This window comes from Clostridium chrysemydis (assembly GCF_015234215.1).
GTDB classification, from domain to species: Bacteria; Bacillota; Clostridia; order Clostridiales; family Clostridiaceae; genus Clostridium; species Clostridium chrysemydis.
This window is the reverse complement of record NZ_JADEKP010000010.1, coordinates 1-24,796: the sequence shown is the minus strand read 5'-3', so window position 1 is coordinate 24,796 and position 24,796 is coordinate 1. Positions and strand designations below refer to the sequence as shown.

General features: G+C 29.1%; 21 protein-coding genes and 1 other annotated feature. Of the genes, 4 read left to right on the top strand and 17 right to left on the bottom strand.

All coding sequences use genetic code 11. The annotated features are described in order from the left end of the window. Positions 1-32: 32 nt before the first annotated feature. The 10 genes from atpC to INR60_RS15450 all read right to left on the bottom strand — a co-directional run bounded on the left by atpC (position 33) and on the right by INR60_RS15450 (position 8,406). The gene (atpC, locus tag INR60_RS15495) at positions 33-431 is read right to left on the bottom strand and encodes an ATP synthase F1 subunit epsilon (RefSeq protein ID WP_194192410.1); all 399 of its coding nucleotides are present in this window, start codon (positions 429-431) and stop codon (positions 33-35) included. A gap of 14 nt (positions 432-445) precedes the next feature. Further along, entirely contained in the window at positions 446-1,843 is a 1,398-nt protein-coding gene (atpD, locus tag INR60_RS15490) for a F0F1 ATP synthase subunit beta (protein ID WP_194192409.1), read from the bottom strand. Between the two features lie 15 nt (positions 1,844-1,858). Next, a complete protein-coding gene (gene atpG / locus INR60_RS15485) occupies positions 1,859-2,710 on the bottom strand; it encodes an ATP synthase F1 subunit gamma (protein WP_194192408.1) in 852 nt (283 codons plus the stop codon). Between the two features lie 30 nt (positions 2,711-2,740). Continuing rightward, a complete protein-coding gene (gene atpA, locus INR60_RS15480; RefSeq protein ID WP_194192407.1) occupies positions 2,741-4,258 on the bottom strand; it encodes a F0F1 ATP synthase subunit alpha in 1,518 nt (505 codons plus the stop codon). 10 nt (positions 4,259-4,268) lie between these two features. Continuing rightward, positions 4,269-4,808, bottom strand: coding sequence for a F0F1 ATP synthase subunit delta (locus INR60_RS15475; RefSeq protein ID WP_194192406.1), 540 nt, complete (start codon positions 4,806-4,808; stop codon positions 4,269-4,271). Between the two features lies 1 nt (position 4,809). Continuing rightward, complete coding sequence (locus INR60_RS15470; protein WP_194192405.1) at positions 4,810-5,301, bottom strand: F0F1 ATP synthase subunit B; 492 nt, start codon at positions 5,299-5,301, stop codon at positions 4,810-4,812. Positions 5,302-5,353: 52 nt separating this feature from the next. Continuing rightward, positions 5,354-5,599, bottom strand: coding sequence for an ATP synthase F0 subunit C (gene atpE / locus INR60_RS15465; RefSeq protein WP_194192404.1), 246 nt, complete (start codon positions 5,597-5,599; stop codon positions 5,354-5,356). 32 nt (positions 5,600-5,631) lie between these two features. Next, positions 5,632-6,291 carry a F0F1 ATP synthase subunit A gene (locus INR60_RS15460; RefSeq protein ID WP_194192403.1) on the bottom strand — a complete coding sequence of 220 codons (660 nt, stop codon included), beginning with the start codon at positions 6,289-6,291 and terminating at the stop codon, positions 5,632-5,634. Between the two features lie 16 nt (positions 6,292-6,307). Beyond that, the gene (locus INR60_RS15455; RefSeq protein WP_194192402.1) at positions 6,308-6,673 is read right to left on the bottom strand and encodes a hypothetical protein; all 366 of its coding nucleotides are present in this window, start codon (positions 6,671-6,673) and stop codon (positions 6,308-6,310) included. Positions 6,674-7,227: 554 nt separating this feature from the next. Beyond that, complete coding sequence (locus INR60_RS15450; RefSeq protein ID WP_194192401.1) at positions 7,228-8,406, bottom strand: acetyl-CoA C-acetyltransferase; 1,179 nt, start codon at positions 8,404-8,406, stop codon at positions 7,228-7,230. Between the two features lie 376 nt (positions 8,407-8,782). Between INR60_RS15450 and INR60_RS15445 the strand changes: the two genes are divergently transcribed. Continuing rightward, a complete protein-coding gene (locus tag INR60_RS15445) occupies positions 8,783-9,277 on the top strand; it encodes a deoxycytidylate deaminase (RefSeq protein ID WP_194192400.1) in 495 nt (164 codons plus the stop codon). Between the two features lie 33 nt (positions 9,278-9,310). Here the strand turns inward: INR60_RS15445 and INR60_RS15440 are convergent, their stop codons facing one another. The 7 genes from INR60_RS15440 to INR60_RS15410 all read right to left on the bottom strand — a co-directional run bounded on the left by INR60_RS15440 (position 9,311) and on the right by INR60_RS15410 (position 17,106). Beyond that, on the bottom strand, positions 9,311-9,886 hold the full coding sequence (locus tag INR60_RS15440; RefSeq protein WP_194192399.1) for a hypothetical protein: 576 nt from the start codon (positions 9,884-9,886) through the stop codon (positions 9,311-9,313). Beyond that, positions 9,867-12,851 (bottom strand): hypothetical protein, encoded by a 2,985-nt coding sequence (locus tag INR60_RS15435; protein ID WP_194192398.1) that lies wholly within the window; start codon positions 12,849-12,851, stop codon positions 9,867-9,869. The genes INR60_RS15440 and INR60_RS15435 overlap by 20 nt, the downstream gene beginning before the upstream one ends. Positions 12,852-12,853: 2 nt before the next feature. Further along, complete coding sequence (locus tag INR60_RS15430) at positions 12,854-13,561, bottom strand: OmpA/MotB family protein (RefSeq protein WP_194192397.1); 708 nt, start codon at positions 13,559-13,561, stop codon at positions 12,854-12,856. Positions 13,562-13,694: 133 nt separating this feature from the next. Continuing rightward, positions 13,695-15,104: a MotA/TolQ/ExbB proton channel family protein gene (locus INR60_RS15425; RefSeq protein ID WP_194192396.1), complete on the bottom strand. Its 1,410-nt coding sequence runs from the start codon at positions 15,102-15,104 to the stop codon at positions 13,695-13,697. A 182-nt stretch (positions 15,105-15,286) separates the two neighbouring features. After that, positions 15,287-15,676: a hypothetical protein gene (locus tag INR60_RS15420; protein WP_194192452.1), complete on the bottom strand. Its 390-nt coding sequence runs from the start codon at positions 15,674-15,676 to the stop codon at positions 15,287-15,289. A 172-nt stretch (positions 15,677-15,848) separates the two neighbouring features. Then, positions 15,849-16,223: a hypothetical protein gene (locus tag INR60_RS15415; protein WP_194192395.1), complete on the bottom strand. Its 375-nt coding sequence runs from the start codon at positions 16,221-16,223 to the stop codon at positions 15,849-15,851. Positions 16,224-16,449: 226 nt separating this feature from the next. After that, positions 16,450-17,106 (bottom strand): YitT family protein, encoded by a 657-nt coding sequence (locus tag INR60_RS15410; protein ID WP_194192394.1) that lies wholly within the window; start codon positions 17,104-17,106, stop codon positions 16,450-16,452. Positions 17,107-17,411: 305 nt separating this feature from the next. Beyond that, positions 17,412-17,616, top strand: a binding site (T-box leader). Positions 17,617-17,713: 97 nt separating this feature from the next. Here INR60_RS15410 and leuS point away from each other — a divergent pair. The 3 genes from leuS to INR60_RS15395 form a co-directional block, all read left to right on the top strand. After that, a complete protein-coding gene (gene leuS / locus INR60_RS15405) occupies positions 17,714-20,161 on the top strand; it encodes a leucine--tRNA ligase (protein ID WP_194192393.1) in 2,448 nt (815 codons plus the stop codon). Between the two features lie 252 nt (positions 20,162-20,413). Further along, positions 20,414-22,432 (top strand): methyl-accepting chemotaxis protein, encoded by a 2,019-nt coding sequence (locus INR60_RS15400; RefSeq protein ID WP_194192392.1) that lies wholly within the window; start codon positions 20,414-20,416, stop codon positions 22,430-22,432. 355 nt (positions 22,433-22,787) lie between these two features. Then, the coding region (locus INR60_RS15395; protein ID WP_194192391.1) for a methyl-accepting chemotaxis protein at positions 22,788-24,796 on the top strand (2,009 nt) is incomplete at its 3' end.

The window sequence follows — 24,796 nt, the reverse complement described above, 5'->3', positions numbered from 1 at the left end:
AAGACCATACTTTAAAAAGTATGGTCTTTTTACTATTGCTCTTTTAATCTAATTCTAAGGATTGATCTTTGGAGCGCAGCTTGCGCTCTTTTTTCATTCCAATTAGATTCTTTTAATCTTTTTTCTGCTCTATCTTTAGCTTCTTTTGCTCTTCCTAAATCAATATCTTCTTTAGTTTCTAAAGCACCTACGCAAAGTTTAAGCTCATTTCCCTCAAATTTTGCAATTCCGCTAGATATAAAATACTCAGCTTTAGTACCATCTCCTAAAACAACTTTCGCTATAGTAGGTAGAGTTTTTAGTAGGATAGACTCATGGCGAGCCATAAGTTCAATATATCCTTCTCCAGTTTGTACTGTTATGCTTTGTATATCTCCATCAAATGCAGTCTTTTCTGGAGTTATTATTTGCATTTTAAAAGTACTACTCATACGATAACACCTTCTTATGCTTTTATTTTAGCTTTTTCTAAAACTTCTTCTATAGTTCCTACAAATAAGAATGCTGATTCTGGAACATCATCATGCTTACCTTCTATTATTTCTTTGAACCCTCTTATAGTCTCTTCTATCGGTACGTATTTACCTGGAATTCCGATGAATTGTTCTGCAACTGAGAATGGTTGTGATAAGAAGTTTTGAACTCTTCTTGCTCTTGCAACAGTTACTTTATCTTCATCTGATAATTCATCAACACCTAAGATAGCTATGATATCTTGAAGTTCTTTATATCTTTCAAGCATATGTTTAACTTGTGAAGATACTTTGTAGTGATCTTCACCAACTATTCTAGGGTCAAGAATTCTTGAAGTTGACTCTATTGGGTCAACTGCAGGATAAATACCTTTTTCAGCTATTCCTCTTGATAAAACTGTTGTTGCATCAAGGTGAGAGAATGTTGTAGCTGGTGCTGGGTCTGTTAAGTCATCAGCAGGTACGTATACCGCTTGAACTGATGTGATTGAACCACTCTTAGTTGATGTGATTCTTTCTTGTAATGCACCCATCTCAGTAGCTAGTGTTGGTTGGTAACCAACTGCTGATGGTATTCTTCCTAGTAAGGCTGAAACTTCAGAACCTGCTTGTGAGAATCTGAATATATTATCTATGAAAAGTAACACGTCTTGGCCTTTATCTCTGAAATATTCAGCCATAGTTAACCCTGTAAGTGCAACTCTCATTCTAGCTCCAGGTGGCTCATTCATTTGTCCAAATACTAATGCAGTATTTTTAAGAACTCCTGATTCTTTCATTTCATAGTAAAGGTCATTACCTTCTCTTGATCTTTCTCCAACACCTGTGAATACTGATAATCCACTATGTTCTTTAGAAATGTTATTTATAAGCTCTTGGATTAGAACTGTTTTACCAACTCCAGCTCCTCCAAATAGACCTATCTTACCACCCTTTTGGTATGGTGCTAAAAGGTCAACTACTTTAATACCAGTTTCAAACATTTCTGGTTGAACTGATTGATCTTCAAATGATGGTGCTGATCTGTGTATAGGGTAGAATTCTGTAGCATCTACATCCCCTGCAATTTCACCATCTATTTCTTTACCAAGTACATTAAATAATCTTCCTAAAACACATTTTCCAACTGGTACTGATATTGGATGTCCTGTGTCAACTGCTTTAATTCCTCTTTTTAATCCTTCAGTCGCTTCCATAGCTATTGTTCTTACTATATCGTCTCCGATATGTTGCTCAACCTCAGTGATAAGCATGTGATCACCCATGTCGATTTCAATAGCGTTATATATGTTTGGAAGTGACTCAGTATCAAATTTTATATCTACAACTGGTCCTACTACTTGAACCACTTTTCCTACATTTTTAGGCATCTAGATACCTCCTCACTATTTTTGTGCTTCTGCTCCACCAACTATTTCAGCAATTTCTTGAGTAATTGCACTTTGTCTGATTCTATTATATTTACTTTCAAGTCTATCTAATAGATCATTTGCATTCTTAGTTGCCCCGTCCATTGCTGTCATTCTTAAAGATTGCTCACTAGTTCTTGCGTGAAGCATTGAATTTAATAATTTAGATACTATATAAAAGTCAAAAACTTCTTCTACCGCACTCTCGTCTCTCGGTTCTATTGTATAGTCTCCTACATTTTCCTTTTCTAATTTAACAGGCAATAATCTTTCAATTTTAACTTCCTGTGATACAGGCGAATTAAATTTAGTATAAACTACATTTACTTCACCATATTCACTATCTTTATATAATCTTAATGCGTGATTATATATAGGAAGCATCTCTTTAAAATTAGGATGATCTTGTATATCTAAATATTCTCCTACACAATTAAATCCATATCTTTTAACGTATGAAACACCTTTTTTACCTACACAGATTACTTCAGCTTCTTCTCCGTTTGTTTTAACTTGTTCTCTTAATCTAAGAGCTAAGCTGACATTGTATCCTCCGCATAATCCTGTATCAGATGCAAGAACTATATATAGTTTTCTTTTAGAGCCATTACCTTTTAAGTAAACTGAATCCATAAATCCATCTATTTCATTGAATACATCTTTAGTTATATCTAAAGTAGTATCAAAGAAAGTTTCATTTAGGTTTAAGTTTGCTCTAGCTCTTCTTAACTTTGAGGTAGAAACAAGTCCCATGGCTTTTGTGATTTTTCTAGTACTTTGAACTGACTTAATTCTTCTCTTTATTTCAATAAGTCCTGCTCCTGCCATATCGTCAACTCCTTAATTTTCTACCAAATATTAAACGCCATCATTTAAGAATTTTTTCTTAAATTCTACTATTCCGCTTTCAAGCATTCCTTTAACTTCATCAGTTAAAACTTTACCTTCAACAATTGCTTTTCCTACTTCTCTGTGATGTACGTTCATGTATTCTAAGAATTCTTTTTCAAATTTTTTGATACTTGTTACTTCTATATCTGATAAGAAATTATTAACAGCTGCATAAAGGATCATTATTTGATCTTCTACGTTCATTGGGCTGTACTGATCTTGTTTTAAGATTTCTACTAATCTCTTACCTTTTTCAAGTCTCATTGTTGTATCTCTATCAAGGTCTGAACCGAATTGAGCAAACGCTGCTAATTCTCTGTATTGAGCAAGCTCTAATCTTAAAGTACTTGAAACTTGTTTCATAGCTTTAATTTGAGCGTTACCTCCAACCCTTGATACAGAAATACCTGCATTAACAGCTGGTCTTTGTCCTGAGTAGAATAAATCTCCTTCAAGGAATATTTGACCATCTGTAATTGAAATAACGTTAGTTGGAATATATGCAGTAACGTCTCCTGCTAATGTTTCGATTATTGGAAGTGCTGTTAAAGAACCGCTTCCTAACTCTTCTGAAAGTTTAGCTGCTCTTTCAAGTAATCTTGAGTGGATGTAGAAAACATCCCCTGGATAAGCTTCTCTTCCTGGTGGTCTTTTAAGTAATAGTGACATTGTTCTGTAAGCAACAGCGTGCTTAGATAAGTCATCATAAATTACTAATACATCTTTACCTTGATGCATGAAGTGCTCACCTATAGTACATCCTACGTATGGTGCTAAGTATTGTAGTGGTGCTGTTTCTGATGCAGTTGCAGCTACTACTGTTGTATAATCCATAGCTCCCATTTCTTGTAAAGTATTAACTATATAAGCCACTGTAGATTGCTTTTGTCCGATTGCTACATAAATACATATAACATCTTTGCCTCTTTGGTTGATTATTGTATCTATTCCTATAGCAGTCTTACCTATTTGTCTATCTCCTATGATAAGTTCTCTTTGTCCTTTACCAATTGGAATCATTGAGTCTATCGCTTTTATACCTGTTTGTAATGGTTCATTAACCGAACTTCTTTCAAGTATTCCTGGAGCTTGAACTTCAATTGGTCTTGTAGTTTCTGCTTTTATTGGACCTTTTCCATCAATAGGTTCTGCAAGTGCGTTAACAACTCTACCTATTAAGTTTTCTCCAACTCCAACTTCAACTATTTTCTCAGTTCTTTTAACAACGTCTCCTTCTTTTATACCTTCTTCTGGTCCTAAAAGAACGCAACCTACGTTATCTTGCTCAAGGTTTAAAGCCATTCCATAAACACCATTAGGGAACTCTAAAAGCTCACCTTCCATACAATCATCTAATCCAAATACCCTAGCAACTCCGTCTCCGATTTGGATTATTGTACCTGAGTTTATAGTTTTAATTTCTTTGTCGTATCTTTCTATTTCACTTTTGATTATAGAAGTAATTTCTTCTGGTTTGATATTCATAGCTTCACCTCTATTCGCTTTTAAGTATTAGGGATTTCATTTCTTCAAGTTTTGATTTAACTGATCCATCAATTACTTCATTACCGACTCTTACGTATAATCCACCTAAAATACTCTTATCAATTTCATATTCTAATATAACATTCTTGTTAAACTTCTTTTCTAAATTAGTTTTTAATTTAGATGATTGCTCTTCACTTAAAGGAATAACACTCTTTACTAAAGCTGTAACTACGTTTTGCTTTTCTAAATGTATTAATTCCATTTGATTAAGCTTTTCTCTAATGTAATGAATTCTTCCTTTTTCTATAAGGATAAGTATAAAAGATAATAACTCTTCATCTATTTGTCCTTTAAGAAGCTTTATCATTATTTTCTTTTTCTTTTTTGTACTAACTTGAGGATAATCAACTAATTTTTTTAGTTCCTCATTGCTATCTATAAGGTCACAAATTTCTCTAAGATCTCTTAAATATTCATCTACCTTACCTTTTTCTTCCGCTACTTCATATAAGGCTTTAGCATATCTCCTATCTAGGTATTCGTACATATTACATACCTACCTTGCTAATATAGTCATCTATAAGTTCTTTATGCTTTTCTTCACTTATACTCTCACCTAGAGCCTTTTCTGAAATTAGCATTGAAATGTTTAATATATTATTTCTCATTTCATGTTCTGCTTTTTCTTTTTCTCTTGTGATTTCATCTCTAGATCTTTCTAATAATCTCTCAGCTTCAACTTTAGCGTCGTTGATTATTTCTTTTTTAAGATCATCAGCTTTAACCTTATATTCATCAACTATTTCTTTACCTTTTTTCTTTGAAGTAGTTATTTCTCTTTCGTTTTGTATTTTTAATATCCTTGCTTTTTCTAAATCTCCATCAGCTTTAGATATTGTATCTTCTATACGATCTTTTCTTTGTTTAATGATAGCATTAACTTTATCAAATGCTATTTTCTTAACTAACCAAATTAATATCCCTAAGTTTACTAAAGTGACAATAATCTTTGGAATATCTATAGACATATTAATATCCAAATCAAAGCCTCCCTTCCAGGCTTAAAAACCTATTTTTTTATAGCAAATTTAATTATTTTATTCCAACGAATAATAGTATGAATGATACTAGTAATCCATATATTGCTGTAGTTTCTGCTAAAGCACAACCTATGAAGTAAGTTGACATTAAGCTACCTTTAGCTTCTGGTTGTCTTGCTATACTTTTTAGAAGACTCGCTGTCGCGTTACCGATACCTACTCCTGCTCCTAATGCTGATATAATTGCTAATCCTGCTCCGATTGCACGCATTCCAATGATAAATTCTTGTCCTGACATAAATATTTCCTCCTAAAAATAAATTGTTTTTTTTATTCTTCTGCTATCATTTTTATATTTATCATAGTTAATATTGTAAATATAAAACTTTGAAGCACTCCATCAAATAGGTCAAAGTAACCCATAAGTGGTACTGGGATAGCTAATTGAGCAATCCATGCTACATTTCCTAATGCTTGATAAACTAATTCCATTATTACTACCGCAACTGTTATGTTACCGAAAAGTCTGAAACTTAATGTTACAGGTAACATTACTCTTTCAAGTATGTTTATAGGTAAAAGAGCTGCAGTTGGATGTCCATATCCTTTTAAGTAACCAAAAAATCCATTTTCTCTTATTGAATTAATTTGAACTATAAGGAATGTAAGTAATGATAAAGCTAAAGCAACACTGAAATCTGATGTTGGTGGCTTGAACCCTAAAAGGTCTGTTACGTTCATAACAAATACGAAAATCGCAAGAGAACCTACAAATGGTGCATAGCCTATATAACTGTCACCCATAGTTGATTTTACCCAGTTGCTAAATCCTTCTATACCCATCTCAACAATGTTTTGCTTTTTGCTTTCTGGAATAACTTTTAAATTTCTAGTAAGTAGCCATAAAACTATAGCGATTAAAACTATGATAACCCATTGTTGGATTATTACACTTCCTAGACTATTTATAAAGCTACTAACCTTATCCATTAGACTGTTCACTCAATCACTTCCTTTCTTCATATTTAATAGCCATAAAAAGGGAAATGAAATTAGACATATAGCCTATAACGTAAAGAATTATGTTGTATTGGTTTTGCAATAATAACAAGATACCGATACCGGCAACAAGGATTATTCTTATTCCAAAACTAACCATCAATAATAATCCCTTAAGATCAGCTTTTGAATTGATACTTTTTTCTGATAGCAATCCGCCTATTATGAAATTTGCAAGACTTATTAAAAATCCTATCACAAAAGGTTCTACGTATTTTGGATTTATTATAAGTAATGCGATAACTCCAAGGCCGACTACAAGTAAACTAGACTTTGCTGTGTTCCTAAGTAAGCTTTTTAAATCTATAACCATATTCGCCTCCTTATGTCTTTCTAAATCATTATAGTGTAGATAATTTCCTAATTGAAATTCAATTTTTGTCTATTTTAGGCAATAAAATTCCTTTTTGAAGTGTTTTTACTATGTTTTAACCCTTTTTAACCACTTTACTCTTTTTCTCTTCACCTTACAACTATTTTTAAATTAAATTTCAATTGTCAGAAAATTCAGTCATGTTATCAATAAAAAAAGGTATATTTTCCGTTTTTTGTGAGACACAATTGAATTAACATTATAGACAAGTTGCACAAAAATCGATTTTATAACCTTTTGTTAATAATTTATTCATATAATTTCGTTTTTATTATCATTTGTTTATTGTCATCATATATGTAGTTTTATTATTCTTTTATTATTTTATTCCTATTTTTTTTAATAATTTTAAAAGTAAACGTCTATTCCTTTTACGATTTAGAAAATATACCATTTAATATAATTATTAATACCTACTAAAAAAGCTAAAAAAAACCACATAGCATGATATGCTATGTGGTCTCTATTTATATTATTTTATTTGAAAGGTTCTACTATCTCTCTACGATTAATGCAGTTCCCATTCCTCCACCGATACAAAGTGTTGCTAAACCAGTTTTAGCATCTCTTTTTTCCATTTCGTGAAGTAAAGTAACTAGGATTCTAGCTCCTGAAGCCCCTACTGGGTGTCCTAAAGCTATTGCACCACCATTAACGTTAACTTTTGACATATCGAATCCTAAATCTTTAGCTACAGCTAAACTTTGCGCAGCGAATGCTTCGTTAGCTTCTACTAAATCGATATCCTTAACTTCTAATCCAGTTCCTTCTAATGCTCTCTTAGTTGCATAGAATGGTCCGTATCCCATTATTGATGGATCTAATCCTTTTGATCCGTATGAAAGGATTTTAGCCATTGGTTTAATTCCTAATTCTTCAGCCTTTTCAGCGCTCATTACTACTAAAGCTGCAGCTCCGTCGTTGATTCCTGAAGCGTTACCTGCTGTAACTGTACCATCTTTTTTAAATGCTGGTCTTAATTTTCCTAAGCTTTCAGCAGTTGTTCCGAATCTTGGGAATTCGTCAGTATCAAATACTTTTGGATCTCCTTTTCTTTGAGGAATAACAACTGGTACTATTTCATCTTTGAATTTTCCAGCTTTTATTGCAGCTTCTGCCTTTTGTTGTGATTCTGCTGAGAAAGTATCTTGCATTTCTCTAGTTAGGTTCCATTGCTCTGCTATGTTTTCTGCAGTGATTCCCATGTGGTAGTTATTAAATGCATCCCAAAGAGCGTCGTTGATCATAGTATCAACCATTTTTCCGTCTCCCATTCTTTGTCCCCATCTAGCTGTTGGTAAAGCATAAGGTGCTCTTGACATGTTTTCCATACCACCTGCAACTACTACATCGCAATCTCCAGCTTTAATCATTTGAGCAGCTAAACTTACAGCTCTTAATCCTGAACCACAAACTTTGTTTAAAGTCATTGCTGATACTTCGTTTGGTAATCCAGCTTTTAAAGTTGCTTGTCTAGCAACGTTTTGTCCAAGACCTGCTTGAATTACGTTACCCATTAAAACTTCGTCAACCATTTCTGGTTTGATTCCTGCTTTTTTAACTGCTTCTTTTATTACTGTAGCTCCTAAGTCTACTGCTGGAACATCTTTAAGTGCTCCACCGTATGTTCCTAATGCTGTTCTTACAGCACTTACTATTACAACTTCTCTCATATTGTAAAACCTCCCAAATATATAATTAACATTTTTATTAACATTTTATTATTGTTAAACTCTTAACACACTCTTATTATACCACCTTTATTTTATTATTCAATACTTTTTTGTTAATTTTTAAACAAACTTTTATACCTTTTCACTGTTTTTTTCTTAATTTTCCTTATTTAACACCTAGTATTTTATATAATAAAAAACATTTAATCCTTTTAAAGTTAACTTGTTTGACTATTTTTCTACATACATTTTTATCTTTAAATCCCTTCATTTTCTTATACAGAGCTTAATCTCATTTTAATTTGTTTTTGGGTTATATATAATAGTATAATAATTATGTAATTAATTATTATACCTTGATTTAGGAGGTCTAAATATGAAAAGAAAAGATTTTATATCTTGGGATGAATATTTTATGGGACTTGCTTTATTATCTGCAAAGAGAAGCAAAGATCCTAGTACACAAGTTGGGGCCTGCATTGTAAGTCCAACTAATAGAGTTCTATCTGTTGGTTATAATGGATTCGCATTTGGTTGTTCAGATGATGAATTTTCGTGGAGTAGAGATGGCGAATTTTTAGAAACAAAGTATCCTTATGTAGTTCATGCAGAACTTAATGCTATTTTAAATAATAGAGGTGTTTCTTTAGAAAATGCAAAACTTTACGTTGCTCTTTTTCCTTGCAACGAATGTGCAAAGGCTATTATACAAAGTGGAATTAAGGAAGTTATTTATCTTAGTGATAAATATGCAGAGTCTGATGAAGTTAAAGCATCAAAAAGAATGTTCTTAGCTTCTAATGTAAAGTTAACTAAACTTACACCATCTGTTGATAAAATAGAATTATCATTTAATGCTTTTGAAGTTTAAATAAAAAAAATGCCTTAAAAATAAGGCATTTTTTTATTTAACTATACTATTTAAATCTATCCCTTTATCTTTTAAAGAATCTAAAAGCGACACTCTATAAAGTTCTTCTTCTTTTATTAATGTTATTTTATCTTTTAGTTCTTTAGATTTTTTATTATCTACTATGAAGTTATAAGTTACTTCGTATGTTATATAGTTATTTGAATTCTCTATCTCTTTTAAATCTAAAACAGAAACATCAAAATATATATCTGATGATACATATGATTTTACTAATTTAAAAAAGTCTTCTTCTTCACTCTTTTTTAACCTCACATCCACATATGCATAATCTAATGCTTTTTCTATATCCCCATTAATAGAATACTCATAAAACTTTTCTATAACATTTTTAGGATCTTTTAAGTTTATTTTAAAATCTTTATATGCTCCATAACCTATAAAAAATATTACAATTATTATTATAACTGCAAGAAGCTTTTTTATATTTTTAAAAAAGCAATTGTATATATTGTAGAATCTATTATAAGTTATCTCATCTTCTGAGGTTATATTATTATATAATTTTGATATGTCTTTAATTTTTTCATCACGATTCTTCTGTTTCATACCTTCCCTCTTTGAAATTATTTTTAAATACTAAGTCTAATTCTTCATATAATCTATCGTAGCTATTTAAATCTTCTCTTTTAATAATACTCTTTAAATAACCTAACTTTTCTATCTCTACTTTATTTTGAAGGTTTAAAATATCATTATATATATATCCTTTGATTAAATTTGTTATATTTGGTTCATTTAATAATATTCTATCTTTAAACCTTTCCCCTACCTTTAAGGATAAATTTTCTTTATATTTTATTACCCCTTCTATTCTCCTTGGAAAGATAAATTTAGAAGTTTTTATAAATGCATCTTCTCTAAAATCTGTTAGGGTAAAATTAGAATTAATTAATTCCTTTTGTAATTTTATGATATCTAATCCTTTCCTTATAATACCTTTAAGCGAATTATCTTTTATACTTTCTTCTAATATATATAATTCTTTATCAAAGGTTTCGTATTTTATAAAGTTTTCCCTTAAAATTTTTAATACCGTTTCTTTAAAATCACCTTTTCTAAATATTATTCCAGAATTAGTTTCATCACAAAATAAAGATTTAACCTTTACTCTATCACTTAAATCCCCTCTATATCTTGAAACCACTTTATAATTTCCAAATATATATGCTAAATTTAAGTTATCTTTATATTTATAATAATCTTCTAAAGATCTATTTAAAATTAAAGATTCTTTAGATTTTTCATCTAAATTAACTATAATTTCTTTTACATATGCTTTATTATCTTTAAATTTATCTTCTGCTTTTTTTAAGACAAGCCTTCTAATTTCTTCGCTATTTTCTCCAAATCTCACTAAACTTAAAAATTTCAAATCATCTTCATAATAATTTTTAAGAGCTAAAAGCTTAGCTTTTTTACTAACCGTATTTCCCTTTTCAAACCCATCAATTATAATTTTTTCGTTAGATTCATCTTTAATCAAATTAGAATATCTAACTCTTATATCTAAAGGCAAATCGCATCTTTTAATAAGTTCACTATAAACTTCTTTTTTTCTATCTTCATCTAAAACCTCAATCATTCCTTTTATCGTGCTTACATAAATATTTTCAGTTATAAAACTAGAGTTTTTAATAAATTTTATAAGAACTTCCTTTCCTTTATCATAAGCTTTTATATTTTTATATTCTTTTATAACTAAAGGTAAAAGCTCATACCTTTTAGAAGTTATAAAAGCGTTAGTTACTTTATTTATAGCCCTTCTTTTCAACTCTCTATCTTTAAATCTTATCCTATTTATAAACACACCTAAAAATATAAAATCAAAACTAAATTTATTTATTAAATCATACGCATAATCTTCTTCTAGAGGATATTCTTCTAAATAGGTATTTAAATATGACACATACTTTGATTCATCACTTTCTAAAATAAAGTAATCAATAACCCGCTCTAATAATCTTTTCTTTAAATCTCTACCTTTTATTTTTAATAAAGCTTCTTCATATATAAATATATCTAGACCATCTTTTTCAGTATAAAGCTTATAAACTATAAATTCTTCATATAGCTTTTTACTGAATTTACTCAGTTTAAATATAATTTTATAGTTATCTCTAAATAATTGCTCTTTCTTCTTAGTGTCATTTTCCTCTATTATTTCTTCTGTTACTTTTATCATAGTCTTTTTTATATAATCACTTTCATCTATGCTAGTGCAGCAAAATCTTAATATATCTTTTAGGTTTCCCACTCCTGTTTTTCTATAGAAATCCAAAATTAAAATCCTATCTTTTGATTTGAAGTCTAACTTTTTTACAATAGCCTCATTTTGAATAAGTTTTTCTAAGGCCTTTATATCTAATGTTTTTTTATAAAAGGAATAAATAATATCAACCATATCATTATCTAACTTTATATCTTTAGAATTTATTATTTTGTTTATTACATTATTTAACCCCTCTTTATTTGAAGAATTTTTATAAATATCCTTGACTTCTTTTATAAAATTATAGTCAAACTCTCTACTATATTCTTTTAAATTTATTAAAGCCTTCCTACCTTCTAAATCCTCTTCTAAAACTAAATTTAAATAGCTTATTAATTCTTTAGATTTGCTTGTTATGATTTTTCTTTTATACATCTCTTTTAAATAATCTATATTACTTTTTAAAACTATAGGATTTTTTAAAAAGTACTCTTCTAAAAACATAGAAAATCCTATATCAAATTCTTTTAAATCTAAAGCCCTATTAAAAGCTTCAATATATATATCTACAGGTAATTCTCTTTTTATTTCATTTTCCATAACCTTTATTACTTCTAAGATAGAACTTGCATTATTTAAATTTTTAATCTTTTCTACTATGCTTTCTTTAATATAGTTTCCATCTAAAGATTTTCCTTCTAATAAATAATTGCTCTCACTTTTTACTATAAAACTAATATGTCTAAGGTCTATTCCAGTAAATATAATAATATCTTCTAAGTTGTTTATGTCCTCATACCTTGGTATTTTAAAAACTATTTTTAACTTACTTTCTTTTAAACCATTTATAACTTCCAATTTAATATACTTTTTTAACCTATTTGATATTATCTCTAAATTTAAAGGAACCGAATCTGAGCTATAAGTTATAGAAAATTCCTCAAAAAAACCATTTTCTTTTACAAAAATTAATTCTTTTTTATCACTTAAGGGGTTTATCTCTGTAATTTTAGGTTTATCAATTAGACCTATATCTTCTAAAACATTTGCTATCTTTATATATTTTTTTGAATCATTACTTTCTAATTCTCTCTCTATTATTTTGCTAGAATAATTAAATCCTTTATCTGATACTATCCAAGGTAATACAAGTTTTTTTATATAGTTTTCTTTTAAACCTTTTAAGTTAAGACTAAATTTTTCAATTTCACTTTCTAATTTTTCATATTCTATTACACAGTTTAGCCTTAAATCATCTCGTACTTTATAAAGTTTAAAATATTTCTCTAACGTCTTACCCATAACTATTTTTCCCTCTTTAAATTTCTACTTTTTATAGCCTCTTCTAAATCCCTATTTGAAAATACCATCTTTATTTCTATTTTTCTTTGATCTTTAACTTCTTTCATATCTTTTTTTGAATATTCTTCTCTATCTCTATCTTCCTTTTTAGGGTTTGTCTCAAACTCTGACATACCGGAGGCTTTAAACTTACCTCCAAACCCATTTTCTAAATCACTATTAATCGGAACCATAGAATTTAAAAAACTCATAGCTCTTTCTGTTGATAATTTCCTATTATCTATAGTTGTTCCTGCATAATCAGTGTGTCCTACAACTTCAATATAATCTATCTCTTTATTAAGTTTTTCATCTTTGAGTATCTTATAAAAAACTTCATTTAATTCTTTAGCTAAATTTTTACCGTCTTTTTTTAAATCCCACTTCCCAGTATCAAATAAAGTCTCTGTTTTAATCTCTATCTTCCCTTCTTCTTTATTAAAATACATAACATCAGGGTTAACATTATTACTATCTAATTTGCTTTGAATCTCTTTATAAATAGCATCTCTTTTCTTAGATATATTATCTACAAATAAACTTGATAACGCCATTGATATAAGCATAATAAAAAAGAAAACTAAAGTGACTGTAGTCATAATATCTACAAAAGATGGCCAGTAAGACATCTCTTCTTTTTCTCTTTTATATCTTCTGCTTCTAAATTTCATCTTTAAAACCTCCATTCTTCCCTAACTAAATAAATCTTTTCTCTTAATTAAATTTATTATCACTAAACTTTAAATATTCTAATGTAAATTAAAAGCCACTTCTTAAATTTTAGAAGTGACTTTAAAATCATTTTTATCCTCTAGATGCAAAAGCCCAATCGTTTGTTGCCTTAACAAGTTTTGCTATAGTATTTGTATTTTTACTTAAACTTTGAGTAGCTTCTGTTATTCCTGTTATAGACTCATCTAATCCTCTTATTATGTCTTTAGATAGATCCTCCATTTCAAGTTTTAAAATACTAGTTACACTTTCTGTTATTCCAGACTTTAGTGAATCTACAGTTTCTAAAAATTCGAAAAGACCTCTTTCAAATCCATCGTAACCTTCTTGAAGATTAGATAATTGAACTTCTAACTTGTTAGAACTTATATCTATAGAGTCTTTAATATACTCCGTGCTCTCTACAAGTCTGTTATATGAAATTTCTAAATCTCCTTTAATTTCTGAAAGAGTTTGAAGTGATTTTGTCATTATTACATTTTCATCACCTATACTCTTTTCTAAAATTATTATTTTATCTCCTAGTGAATCTATCTTTAATGATAAATTACTAGTTGCATCATCCATTATATTTTTAAATTTATCTGTATTAATTTCAAAATTATCTATAGATTTTTTAAATATTTCAACAGGCATGCTAAAACTATCCACAGTATTATCTAAACTTTTAATAACTCGGCTAAGTTCGACTGTATAATTACTCATCTCTTTTGCTGTCTCTGTCATATCTATAGTATTTTTATTTATCTTTTCAACAAGTTCTTCTACACCTTCTCTAAATAAAGCTCGCATTTCTTTAGTTAAATCTTTCATAGTATTTTCTAAAGTATTATTAAACTTTTCAAATTGCTTAGCGAAACCATAAAAGTTTTCTCCATATATTAAATTATCTAAATAATCCTCAAAAGTATCAAAGAACATATCCTTTTCTCTTTTAACTAATGAAATAATAAAGTTTAATATAATAGATACAAAAACACCAAAGATACTAGTCCAAAATGCACTTGCTATACCTTGAAGTGGAAGCCCCATTTCACTTAAGAAAAGCTCCATTGAACTAACCCCAGAAACTAGTACCCCTTTTGTTGAATGTATTGCAACTGTTAACCCTAAAAATGTTCCAAGTAACCCAAGTGCAATTGATATTGCTGGTATCATATTCATAAACTTATCATTTAAATTAAAATTGTTTCTTAAATGTTTTAATATTAATACCTCCGTATTTATATTATCTGTTCCTTTTTGTGCACTACTTTTAAAATCCTTTACTATTTCGTTTAAAACATTACTTTCAAAAGTTTTTTCTCTTGATTCATAATTTAAGATACTACCCCTTTCAAATCCATAGTTAAGTTCTTTATATGAATTTCTTATCCTTAAACTAATAACTATCCCATATATAGATAAGGCTATTATTATTGCTATAACGCCAAATCCTATTATTCCTTGTCCTAAAAATGAACTAAAAAGATCCTTAAGCATTTTTAATTAAACTCCCCTCTAAATAAATTCCTTTTATATATAATACTTAAGTACCCCTACATAATATTCTTATTTTTTTCTTTATATAAAAATAAAGCTCTATTAGATTAAATTGTTGATTTAGAACTTTAAAAAAAGTATGGAATGTCATATCCATACTTTTTACTAATTCTCATTCAATTTTATTTTATAGTTATCTCCAATTTTCCATTTTCATCAACGTTATTAATAACTACATTAGCTTTCCCACTATAACCTTTTTCTAAGTATCCTACTACATATTCTTCATAGGAATTACCTTTGTTATCTTTGTATGTTAAAATTATTGCATTTTCTCCTTGAATACTATTAGTATCAATAGTATATTTCCACGATGTTTTAGATTCTATTTGCGAAATATTTTGTATCATGCTATCAACTTTATATTTTAGTTCTAATTTTTTAATAGTTTTATTAGTATTATTAGTAATAGATATTTTATATCCATTACTAAAACTAAATTTTAAAATACCAACAACTCCTAATAGAAACAATATTAATACACCTATTATGATTTTATTTTTTTTACTCATAAACCCTCCCAATTACCATATTATAGTAATTGTATCATGAGGCATAATTCTTTGTAACACTCTTGATGAAAATTATATAAATTCCGCAGCCTTGCCTTTTAGTGCAAGATAAAAATAAAAGGAATATTAACTAAAGTTAATATTCCTTTTGCTTTAAATTGTAGTTTTAAAACTATCTGATATATTTACTATTATTAAATATTATAAATACCTCGCCATCGATTTCTTCGACTTTACCCCAGCTATACTCTATACTACTGTCCTTCTCTATTCCTACTTCGCTAAGTAAAATCTCCGTGTCATCTGAACGGAGTACTATCTTTTCTATAAAATCATTTAATGTATCAAAACATATATCTAAATCTAATTTTAAATTATCTAAATTATGTTCCTTTACGTGAAATATCTCAAGGTCTCTATTATTAGCCTCGTCTTCACCTAATAATTTTCTAAAAAAGTTAGTCTCAAAAAATTCTCCTTTTCTCATAGATGGATATAAGATATTCCCATCCCCTATAAAGAATCTCCCAGTACTAAAATTAAACATCCTACTTTCCTCCTCTAACCTACTATTTAATTAATTATTTTCTATAAAATTATACCATTTACATATATTTACTTATACCTATAAAAGTAATCATTTTTTATATTTATATTAGATTTAATAATTTTATAATAAAGTTTAATTTATTTAATTTTAATAAGAAAAGGAACTTTTATTCGATAATAAAGTAAAAAATAGCTTAGTAAAAACTAAGCTATTTTAACCTTATTTATGCATTAATTGTTATGCCATCTTTAACGTCTTCAACGCTATCATCTTTGGCATCTTTTTCTTCTTGTCCATTATATAAAATGTCAATTAACTTCCCACTAATAGTAACAGCTATTATTGAGAAAAATATTTGTTTTGGTTCTAAATATACTATTGATGCTATTAATATAACAGCATCTGTTAAAAGGTATATGTGATTTATCTTAAGCTTTGTAAATTTGTTACCTAAAAGAGCTATAACATCGTCTCCTCCAGCAGCTCCACCGCCTCTAATTACTAGCCCAACACCAATACCTACTCCAATACCTGCAAGAATACTTGCAATTATCATATTATCTTTAAAATCTGGAATAATAAATCCAATACTTTCAAAAACTTTATATGAAGCTGAAAAAGATAAACTTGCTAAAACTGAAAGTGCCATAAATCTTTTACCAAAGAATCTAGCTCCTATAGCAAATAATGATAAATCTACTAACAAACTAGTTATTGATGGAGATATATTCATAATATTTTTTATTAATAATATTAATCCTAATACTCCTCCTTCAGTAATTTCGTTTTGAAAATTAAAATTGTAAGTTCCGAATGCTAAAATACATGCCCCTAGTATTACTAAAGCTATACTTTTCGCATTCTCTTTCGTCGAATACAAAATATCACTCTCCTAAATTTATAAATACAACTACCATTTAGTTATATTTCTTACATTCTATTCTACCTTTCCTAAATATCTAAAGCAAACCTAATTAACTACCTTCTATTACTTCTATTGCGTTTTAACCTACCCCATTATATATAGCCTCTCTAGTCCTCCTATCTCCTTCAATCTCCTAAAGCCTTCTCCATTTTTCATAAAAATCTTACTTATACTAAACTAACTCTATAACTTTTTATAATATTACTTGACTAAAAACTTCCTTATATATATAATAAATTCAAATGATTTAAACTAAATAAATTAAAGCAATGATTAGAAGTAGTACTGCATATTTCAAAGTTAAGAGAGCTGTTGTTTGGTGAAAAACAGAGTTTGAACTTCAGGAACTTGTCTATGAGTTTATCTGTTTAGAAGCAGATACGGTTAACCCCGTTAAAGTAAAAGAGTGAGGAAATTAAATTTTCCTAATTAAGAGTGGTACCACGGAATCCTTTCGTCTCTTATGCTAAAATGCATAAAAGACGAAAGGATTTTCTTTTTATTTAATATCCTTTATTTTGTAAAAAATAAATTTCATCATATATTTAGAGGAGGAACAAAAATGGGAAACTACGGAACTGTCATAGATAAAAAATGGCAAGAAAAATGGGAAAAAGAAAATTTATATAAATTTGACCCTACTAAACTAGATAAAAAACTTTATGTTTTAGAAATGTTCTCTTACCCATCAGGTAGCCAATTACACGCTGGTCACTGGTTTAACTACGGACCTGTAGATACTTGGGCTAGATTTAAGAGAATGAATGGATTTAATGTATTCCAACCAATGGGGTTTGATGCATTTGGTCTTCCAGCTGAAAACTACGCTATAAAAACAGGGGTTCACCCTCAAGACTCAACTGATAAAAATATAGAAACTATGGAAGCTCAATTAAAAGCTATGGGGGCTATGTTTAACTGGGAAAACGAAGTTGTTACTTGTAGACCTGATTATTACAAATGGACTCAGTGGCTATTCTTAAAATTATATGAAAAAGGCTTAGCATACAGAAAAAATGCTCCTGTTAACTGGTGCCCTTCATGTAATACAGTTTTAGCTAACGAGCAAGTTGTAGATGGAGTTTGTGAAAGATGTTCAACAGAAGTTACTAAAAAAGACTTAACTCAATGGTTCTTAAAAATAACAGATTACGCAGATGAATTACTAGAAAAATTAGATACTTTAGATTGGCCTGAAAAAACTGTTGCTATGCAAAAGCACTGGATTGGAAAATCTACTGGTGCAGAAGTAACATTTAAAGTTAAAGATTCTGATTTATCATTTGATGTATTTACTACAAGAGTTGATACTTTAAACGGTGTTTCATACGTAGTTTTAGCACCTGAAAACAAATTAGTAGATAGTCTTGTTACAGAAGAAAATAAAAAGGCTATTGAATCTTACAAAGAAGAAGCTCTAAAGCAATCTGAAATAGAAAGACAATCAAACACTAAAGAAAAAACTGGTGTATTCACAGGTTCATATGCTGTTAACCCTATAAACGGAAAAGTAGTTCCAATTTGGGTTTCAGATTATGTTCTTGCAACTTACGGAACTGGTGCTGTTATGGCTGTTCCAGCTCACGACGAAAGAGATTTTGCTTTCGCAACTAAATATAACTTACCTATAGAAAGAGTTATAGAAGCTAAGGATTCTAAAGAGACTACTCTTCCTTACTGTGAGCACGGTATACTAGTTAATTCAGGTGAATTTGACGGATTAACTACAAAAGAAGCTAAAGTTAAGATAGTAGAAAAATTAGATTCTTTAAGCTTAGGTGAGCAAAAAGTAAACTACAGACTTAGAGACTGGTTAGTTTCAAGACAAAGATACTGGGGAGCTCCAATCCCTATGATTTATTGCGAAGAGTGCGGAACAGTTCCTGTACCTGAAAAAGATCTTCCAGTAAAACTTCCATACAACGTAGAGTTTACTCCAGATGGAAAGTCACCTCTTGCAAAATGCGAAGAATTCGTTAATACAACTTGTCCTTGCTGCGGAAAACCTGCAAAAAGAGAAGTTGATACTTTAGATACTTTCGTTTGCTCATCTTGGTACTACTTAAGATATCCAGATAGTAAAGACGAAAAAGAAGCTTTCAATAAAGATATAATAGATAAAATGCTTCCAGTAGATAAATACGTAGGTGGTCCTGAGCACGCTTGTATGCACTTACTTTATGCTAGATTTATCACTAAAGCTTTAAGAGATATGGGATACTTAAACTTTGATGAACCTTTCAAATCACTAGTTCACCAAGGATTAATCCTAGGACCAGACGGTTTAAAAATGAGTAAATCAAAAGGTAATACAATCTCACCAAACGATTATATAGAAGAATATGGTTCTGACGTATTTAGAATGTATTTAATGTTTGGATTTGCTTATATTGAAGGTGGCGCTTGGAGCGATGACGGAATAAAATCTATAGGTAAATTCGTAGATAGAATCGAAAGATACCTAGATTCTTCAAGAGAAGCTATAAAATCTGGAAATTCAAAAACTACTATAGACAAAGAAGAAAAAGAACTTAGACTTTGGCTTCACACTGCTATAAAAGGTACAACAGACGATACTGAAAAAATGCAATTTAATACTGCTATTGCAAGAATGATGGAATTTGTTAACGCTCTTTCTAAATATGATAAAGAAGAAGTTAAAAATACTGAATTCTTAAAAGAAACTTTATTAGATTTCATAAAAATCCTTGCACCATTTGCACCTCACTTCGCTGAAGAACAATGGAGCCTTATGGGAATGGAAGGTTCAGTATTTAACCAAAAATGGCCTGAATTCGATCCTTCTGCTTTAGTTAAAGATGAAATCGAAATAGCTATTCAAATAAACGGTAAAGTTAAAGCAAAAATAACAGTTCCGTCAAACTCATCTGATGAGGTTATTAAAGAAACTGCATTAGAAAATGAAAACGTAATTAAAACTACTGAAGGAAAAACTATAGTAAAAGTAATCGTAATTAAAGGAAGACTTGTTAATATAGTTGTAAAGTAAGTTTATTTAAAGGAATCTCTAAAGAGATTCCTTTTTTGTATTTTTTTATAAATAAAAACTACTATTCAAAATTTAGAAATATAAAGTTTATAAATACGCTAAGCCCTCTAGGATAGATGATTCACTGTGCTCATTCGACAAATTTTTATGTATTTTTACAAAATATATTCATTTTAAATTTAAGTTCTATATTTACTGTACGATAATAATTTTATTGATTAAAGATATATATTAAATTTAAGGTGGGATAAAATGAAAAAAAAGAAAGATCTTTTTAAAGCAAAATCTTTAAAAGGTAAAATGTTAAGAGATTTTTTACCTCTTTTAACGGTGATTTTAATTATAGGGGGGCTTGCTACTTCACATTTTGCAAGCAAAGGACTTAGAAACACTACAAACACATTGCTAGAACAATTAGCAAATGTTGCATCAAGTGATGTATCAAGTATAGTAGAAGATACTAAACAATCTCTTGCATCACTAGCTGCAAACCCAACAATACAAGGTAACGATAGGAAAGCCCAAGTTGCAGCTTTAAAAGCTTATGCTGAAGTTAATGGACTTAAACGTATAACTATTTCAGATACAGAAGGTAATGCCTTTGATATGAATAACGAAAGTGTATCAGTAAAAGACCGTGAATATTTTACTGAAGGAATTTCTGGAAAAAATTACATTTCAGTTCCTACAAAAAGCAAATTAGATGGTAGTATGGTCGTATTTACATCAGTTCCAATAAAATCAGCTAACGGTTCAATAAAAGGTGTATTAACAGCATCTTACACGGCTACTGATTTTTCTAATTTAGCTACTAAAACTAAGATTTTAAATGATGGTGGTATATTTATAATAAATTCAGATGATACATTAATTGCACATAAAGATACTCAATTAGTTGAAAGTGAAGCTAACTTCGTGCAAGGTAAAAATGTTCCTGATAACTCTGGAACAGCAGTTGAGGCCCATAAAGAAATTGTTTCCAAAAAACAAGGTATTTTAAATTATACATACAAAGGCCAAAACAGAACTTTAGCCTTTACTCCAGTTGCTGGAACTACTTGGATAACTTGTGTTTATGCAGATACAGACGAAGTGTTATCTCAATTAAACTCAATGCAAATTGCAACTATTTTAATAAGTTTATTAACTTTAGTTATATTAGCAGTATTAATATTTATTAATTCAAACAAACTATCTGAATCAATTAAAGAAATAAATAATGGATTAATGAATTTTTCAAAAGGAATATTTAAAGTTTCTGTAAGTGAAAAAACTTTAAAAGATTCTACTGAAGTTGGTGCTATGGGAAAAGCTTTAGTTAAAACATCTGAAGATATATCAGATATAATAAATAATATTCAAGATAATGCTTCTGTTATAGGAGATAAATCTTACGATCTTGAAAATGTATCAAGAGATTTAGCTAATATTACAGGTGGTATATCTCAAGCTATCACTGATGTTGCAGAAGGAACTAGTAACCAAGCTGAAACTTTAACTAATATAGCTTCAAAAATGGCTGACTTCGGTGATGATATTGATAACATGTCTACTGACTTCATCCATATAAATGGAAAAAGTGAAGATATAAAAACAAAGGCTCAAGCTGGTAACACTGAAATAGAAAAACTAACTAAAAACATAGAAACATTTAATACGAACTTCATAACATTTAACGATTCATTAACTCATACAACAAAAATGATTCAAAAAGTAAATGATATGACAAACTTAATTACAAGCATCTCAGAGCAAACTAACCTTTTAGCTTTAAATGCTGCAATAGAAGCTGCAAGAGCTGGTGAAGCTGGAAAAGGCTTTGCTGTAGTTGCAGAAGAAATAAGAAAGCTTGCTGAAATGAGTAAAAATTCAGCTGAAGAGATATTTGGAACAGTTTCTGAAATAGTTTCTAATACAAACAACTTAGTTAAAGGTTCTAAATCAATGACTGAAGATTTAAATAGTCAAAGTCATGTTGTAGATGAAGCTATAAGTGCTTTTGAAAATATTTTAAATTCTGTAGATGATGTTATGCCTCTAATTGAGAAGATTACTAAAGAATTTAATTCGATAAACTCAAGTAAAAATGAAATAGTTGAAGATATAGATAGTATCTCAGCTATATCAGAAGAAATTTCAGCTACAACAGAAGAAATTTCAGCATCAGCTGAAGAATTAAATAGTGCCTCAGATAAAGTTTACGGTTCATCTGAAACGCTTAATACTTTAACTTCTGAAATGAAAGATAACTTAGATAAATTTGAAATATAAGAAAACTATATAATATTTGTGTATATCACAATCTATATTAAAATGACTTTTCTAGTTTAGAAAAGTCATTTTTTTAATATATATCTCTCTTATTTATCAATTTTTTTAATTTTATAACCAACTTTAAGTATACCTGACCTAAAATTATTGTAGTTATTTTTAAATAAATGAAAATAATAATTGTATATTCATTAACACAATTGTTAAATCCATATTAAATTAACTGTTTTTAGCTAAAATTTTATTTATTTTATAAAATTTTAGCCTTTTTTTTGATTTTTTGATTTAAGTTATATATTTACTATCCGATAATAATTTTATTAATCAAATATCTATTAATTTAAGGTGGGATAAAATGAAACAAAAGAAAAATATTTTTAAATCAAAATCTATAAAAGTAAAACTGTTGAAAGACTTTATACCTCTTTTAACTATAATTTCAATTCTAGGCGGTCTTTGTACTTCATATTTTGCAAACAAAGGTCTTAGAAATACAACTAGTGGATTGCTCAAAGAAATCGCAAAAGTTGCAGCCTCTGATGCAAATACTGTAGTAGCAGATTTCAAAGAATCGCTTGCTTCACTTGCTGCAATACCAACGCTCAAAGGTAATGATAGAAACGAGCAAGTTAAAACAATAAAAGCTTATGCAGAAGTTAATGGTCTTAACAATATCGCTATTGCAGATACATCTGGTAATAGTTTTGATATGAATAACGTAGATGTGTCATTAGGAGACTTAGAGGCTTTTAAGGAATCTCTAAATGGAAAAAGTTACATGTCCTCAACTCCTGTAATAAGTAAAATCGGTGATAAGAGAGTTTTATATACATCTGTTCCAATAAAATCAGATAATGGCTCTATCAAAGGAGTCCTAATTGCTTCTGATACAGTTGATGATTTTTCTAATATGGCTTCTAAAACTACGGTATTAAATAATGGTGGTGTATTTATAATAAATTCAAATGATACACTAATTGCACATAAAGATGAAACACTTGTCAAAAATGATGTTAACTTTATTCAGGGTAAAAACCTTCCTGATAATTCTGAATCAGCAGTTGAAGCCCATAAAGAAATTGTTTCTAAAAAGGAAGGAATATTAGATTATACTCTAGATGGACAAAACAGAACTGTAGCATTCACGCCAATTAAAGGGACTGATTGGACTCTTTGTGTTTATGCAGATACAGAGGATGTACTTTCAGAGCTAGATCTAATGATTATCGGAACAGTCCTAGTTACTTTAATAACTTTAATTGTACTTATAATATTAATATTAATTAATTCAAACAAAATTTCTAAATCAATTAAAGAAATAAATAACGGATTAATTAGCTTCTCAAAAGGAATATTTAAAGTTTCTGTAAGTGAAAAAACTTTAAAAGATTCTACAGAAGTTGGTGCTATGGGAAAAGCTTTAGTTAAAACATCTGAAGATATATCAGATATAATAAATAATATTCAAGATAACGCTTCTGTTATAGGAGATAAATCTTACGATCTTGAAAATGTATCAAGAGATTTAGCTAATATTACAAGTGGTATATCTCAAGCTATTAATGATGTTGCAGAAGGTACTAGTAACCAAGCTGAAACTTTAACTAATATAGCTTCAAAAATGGCTGACTTTGGTGATGATATTGATAACATGTCTACTGACTTCGTCCATATAAATGGAAAAAGTGAAGATATAAAAACAAAGGCTCAAGCTGGTAACACTGAAATAGAAAAACTAACTAAAAACATAGAAACATTTAATACGAACTTCATAACATTTAACGATTCATTAACTCATACAACAAAAATGATTCAAAAAGTAAATGATATGACAAACTTAATTACAAGCATCTCAGAGCAAACTAACCTTTTAGCTTTAAATGCTGCAATAGAAGCTGCAAGAGCTGGTGAAGCTGGAAAAGGCTTTGCTGTAGTTGCAGAAGAAATAAGAAAGCTTGCTGAAATGAGTAAAAATTCAGCTGAAGAGATATTTGGAACAGTTTCTGAAATAGTTTCTAACACAAACAACTTAGTTAAAGGTTCTAAATCAATGACTGAAGATTTAAATAGTCAAAGTCATGTTGTAGATGAAGCTATAAGTGCTTTTGAAAATATTTTAAATTCTGTAGATGATGTTATACCTCTAATTGAGAAGATTACTAAAGAATTTAATTCGATAAACTCAAGTAAAAATGAAATAGTTGAAGATATAGATAGTATCTCAGCTATATCAGAAGAAATTTCAGCTACAACAGAAGAAATTTCAGCATCAGCTGAAGAATTAAATAGTGCCTCAGATAAAGTTTACGGTTCATCTGAAACGCTTAATACTTTAACTTCTGAAATGAAAGATAACTTAGATAA